At 67.6% G+C, this 3,318-nt stretch carries 4 protein-coding genes; 1 reads left to right on the top strand and 3 read right to left on the bottom strand.

The features are described from left to right. The first annotated feature begins 56 nt into the window (after window positions 1-56). Window positions 57-1,202: a hypothetical protein gene (locus tag EB084_22225; protein NDD30981.1), complete on the top strand. Its 1,146-nt coding sequence runs from the start codon at window positions 57-59 to the stop codon at window positions 1,200-1,202. A gap of 130 nt (window positions 1,203-1,332) precedes the next feature. On the opposite strand, the gene EB084_22220 is transcribed toward EB084_22225, so the two are convergent. The 3 genes from EB084_22220 to EB084_22210 form a co-directional block, all read right to left on the bottom strand. Beyond that, window positions 1,333-2,250, bottom strand: coding sequence for a hypothetical protein (locus EB084_22220; GenBank protein NDD30980.1), 918 nt, complete (start codon window positions 2,248-2,250; stop codon window positions 1,333-1,335). Continuing rightward, the gene (locus EB084_22215; protein ID NDD30979.1) at window positions 2,247-2,963 is read right to left on the bottom strand and encodes a hypothetical protein; all 717 of its coding nucleotides are present in this window, start codon (window positions 2,961-2,963) and stop codon (window positions 2,247-2,249) included. The genes EB084_22220 and EB084_22215 overlap by 4 nt, the downstream gene beginning before the upstream one ends. Window positions 2,964-2,995: 32 nt before the next feature. After that, window positions 2,996-3,318: hypothetical protein (locus tag EB084_22210; GenBank protein NDD30978.1), on the bottom strand; the 323-nt coding region annotated here is incomplete at its 5' end.

The raw sequence follows: 3,318 nt of genomic DNA, 5'->3' as shown, positions 1-3,318 counted from the left end.
GGAGGTCTGCGCGTGCCGCGCCCCGCACCTGTATGCGGGGAGATCACGGGGTGGATATGGAATGCGTCCGCATGCACCCCCCCTCCCATCGAACTGTTCGCCTCAGCGCGCTGCCGCTCGCGCTTGTCGTCTGGCTCTCCCTTCTCGCCTCCGCCTGGGCCGACCCTCCCGCTACGTGGGCATACGTGACCGCGCTGCGCAGCGGGGCGGTGTATGTCGTCGATGTGGCGTCCGCGCGACTCGTTCGCGTGCTGCGGGTCGAAGACGCCCGCGCCCCCATCGGCTTGTGCCCCTCGCCGGACGGCAATCGCCTCTATGTGGTCGATGGAGATCGCCGCAGCCGTCTGCGCGTCATCGACACGGCCACCGGACGGGTGCGTGCCGAGCTGAGTGTGGCCTCACGCCGCGGCGCCGTCGACGGGGCACCCGTTGCGCGCGTGTCTGCCGATGGGGCCTGGCTCTTCATCGACACGGTCGAGGGGGTGTGGGTGTTCGACGTGCGCGAGGCGCCCGTTCGGACACGGGTCGGGTCGCGGCTGCGCGACGTGAGGTTCGCGGGGGGCAGGGGCCGCGCGCTGCTGGGCGTCTCGCGACAGAGCGCTCTGGCCTTCTCTCTGCCGGACATACGCGGAGGCGGTGTGTCGTCACGCGCTCCGGTGGGGTTCTCAGACGTCATCGACACCATCGCGCTGAGCAGCGGTACGCGTCTGTTCAGTCTTGCTGCCGTGCCGCCGATGCGTCGCCTTCCCGCACTTCGACCCACGGCGTCTCCGACCCCGAACCCGGCGCTGAAGGAAGGGGCGTGGAGGCTGTCGGCGTGGGGCCCGGGCCAGGCTACGCCCACGGTGATCGATCTCGTGAAGCGCGTTGATCTCGAGAAGTGCGACGGCGCAAGCCGCCCTCGCATTGCCGTGAGCCCGGATGACCGGTGGCTGGCCATCGTCCACGGCCGAAGGGCGTGGGTGCTGCGTACAGACGAGCTCACGGTGCAGCACGAGATCTTTCCGCCAGGGCTGGCCTCCGGGGCTGCCTTCTCAGCCGATGGCAGCCAGCTCCTCACCGTGCTCGATGAGCGCCTGCTGTGCTGGCGCCTCGCCAATCGCAGCCAGCGCTTCCTGCTCGACGGGCAGATGCGCCTGCCCGGCCCGGCGCAGATCGCAACGGCGCCGCGCCCGTCGTTCGCGGTGTCCGGGGAGAGATGAAAAGGCCCTCGTCTGAGGGCCTCTGAGAGAGATGACGAAGCCCTCTTTCGAGGGCTTTCGGGGGAGAGAGAGTGTTTCTGTCTGCATTGTAGCGCCGATCTGACGGGGTGGCTGTGAACTTCATCACGCTTCACCCCTGGTTTTGAGCGCAGGCCCTCAGGCGGTAGTGGTTCGCGGCCCGCGCCTGATCTACGATGGCGTGATAGCGCGGGTCATCGACGATGCGCCTCAGGGGGGCGCGCAGGGCGAGAACCTGCTCGGCGGGCGTCCACTGAACGCGATTGGTCTGCTCCACCAGCTCCACGCCTTCCGTGTCGGGAGTCGCAGGCTGCGCGCTCGGAGACAGGGCCCGCGAGGCGCGCGCGAGTCCCAGCTTCAGCAGATCGCGCTTCATCGCGAGAAAGCTGCCCTGGCGCTGCGGAGAGAAGAACGCGAAGTCGCGCCCGTAGAGCACGGCATTGTGGAAGTGCTCGGGAACGTTCACGACCCCGTCGAAGTCGGTCTGGCGCAGGTAGCCGAGGGTGAGGCGATAGGCATCTCGGAACAGCCCCAGCCCCGGATGGCGCTGACCGGGCAGCGACGGCGTCTCTGTGGAGAGGGGGTGGGCAGGGTCTTCCATGCTGATCCAGTCGAGCAGCAGCGCGCGCACGCAGATCTCCTCGTCGTCTTCGAGCGGGTTCATGGCCCGCAGCTCTCCTTGATGTGTGCGGATGTCGAGCAGCCGACCGGGCGCATCGAGCTCCGGATGATCACCCAGGAGCCCGAAGCGCGTCTCGAACGCGTCTCTTCCGCTGAACTCGGCGCGCAGATCGCGATATCCCAGCGATAGGCAGCGCGCGATGATGCCGCAGCGCTCGAGGTCTGCCATCACCCGCTCTTCGCTGAAGGTTCCGAACAGCAGGGGAGGAGGGCGATGGGCCACGAGGGTTGTGTCGATCTCGTCATCGCTCAGCGAGAAGGCGGCGTCGAGGAACGAGGGATTGCGTTCGAGACGCGTGGCGCGGAAGTGCTCCAGGCGCGCCAGTACGCGGTCGAGGCGTTCCTTCACGCGATCGCCTCTAGAAAGAGCCGTCGTATCTCCGATGAGCCTCTTGCGTTGGGCTCGATGTCGAGGACGTACCATCCGCTGGGGTCTTCGCCGTGGTAGTGGGTGAAGGCGCGATCGGCGTGGCGAACCCCGTGGCCGAGGAAGCGGGCATGGGTATCCGCGAGTCGGACATCGTGCATTGCGGCGATCTCGGCGAGCAGGCGGTTCACCGCCGCGAGGAGCGGCATTCCGACTGACAGGTCGTTCCCGCTCTGCATCACACCCGTGCCATCGGTGGGGTCGTAGATGTTCCCCAGAACGATGAGGGGCTTGTTGTAGAGGGTCTGCAGGCGCTCGAGGCAGCGCGACAGCCGGGCCGAGAGGGCGGGAAGGAAGGTGGGGGCGGCCCCGAGCGGGTCGGGCGACGCGGCCAGGGTGAGCAGATCGTTGCCGCCGATGGTGATGGTCACCAGGGTGCGCCCCGCGGCGATCTCAGGCTCGGGCCAGAGCGCATCGATGGCGTTCTCCATCTCGACCGAGGTGTCGCCATCTTCGGCGCGCATGATGAACCGCGCCTCCGGGCTGGCGCTCACCAGGTCGACGCCGCGGAACTGCGGCCACACGCGATCGTCGTTGCGGAACAGCAGAGACGCCGCTCCGAGGCCGGGCGCGCCGGCATAGGTGTCGATGGACATGCTGTCGCCAAGGGCCACGTACAGGTCGAAGCTTCGCATGGGGACGCCTCCTTCTGTTCGCCTGGTGGGTCTCAGCGACTGCGCGTCAGCTCGAGGGAGCCCTGGTCGTGGCAGTCGGCCGAGGTGTAGGTGCCACGCAAGGTCACATCGTTCTCGACCTTGAGCGCGTAGCGGTCGATCTTGCAGACACGGCCGTTGACGCGCGCGTCGGTGATGCTGATGTCGTGCAGGATGTAGGTGTCGGATCCCGGATCGTACTGGCCTTCGAGATGGCGGGTGCACGATCCGCTCAGGTTCGAGGTCCACACCAGGGTGCCGCTAATTCGGTCGTTGGCCTCATTGAAGGCGATGGCGACGCCCACATTCGGATCGTTGCCGTGCAGCAGGCCGCGCC

This window comes from Pseudomonadota bacterium (genome assembly GCA_010028905.1).
Classification (GTDB): domain Bacteria; phylum Vulcanimicrobiota; class Xenobia; order RGZZ01; family RGZZ01; genus RGZZ01.
Note: the sequence above shows the minus strand (reverse complement) of the source record. Positions and strands in the feature narration are given on the sequence as shown.

Excerpts from the sequence above, each read along its gene's own strand:
- EB084_22225 (NDD30981.1), top strand. The coding sequence starts at position 57 with ATGGAATGCGTCCGCATGCACCCCCCCTCCCATCGAACTGTTCGCCTC.
- EB084_22215 (NDD30979.1), bottom strand. The coding sequence starts at position 2,963 with ATGCGAAGCTTCGACCTGTACGTGGCCCTTGGCGACAGCATGTCCATC.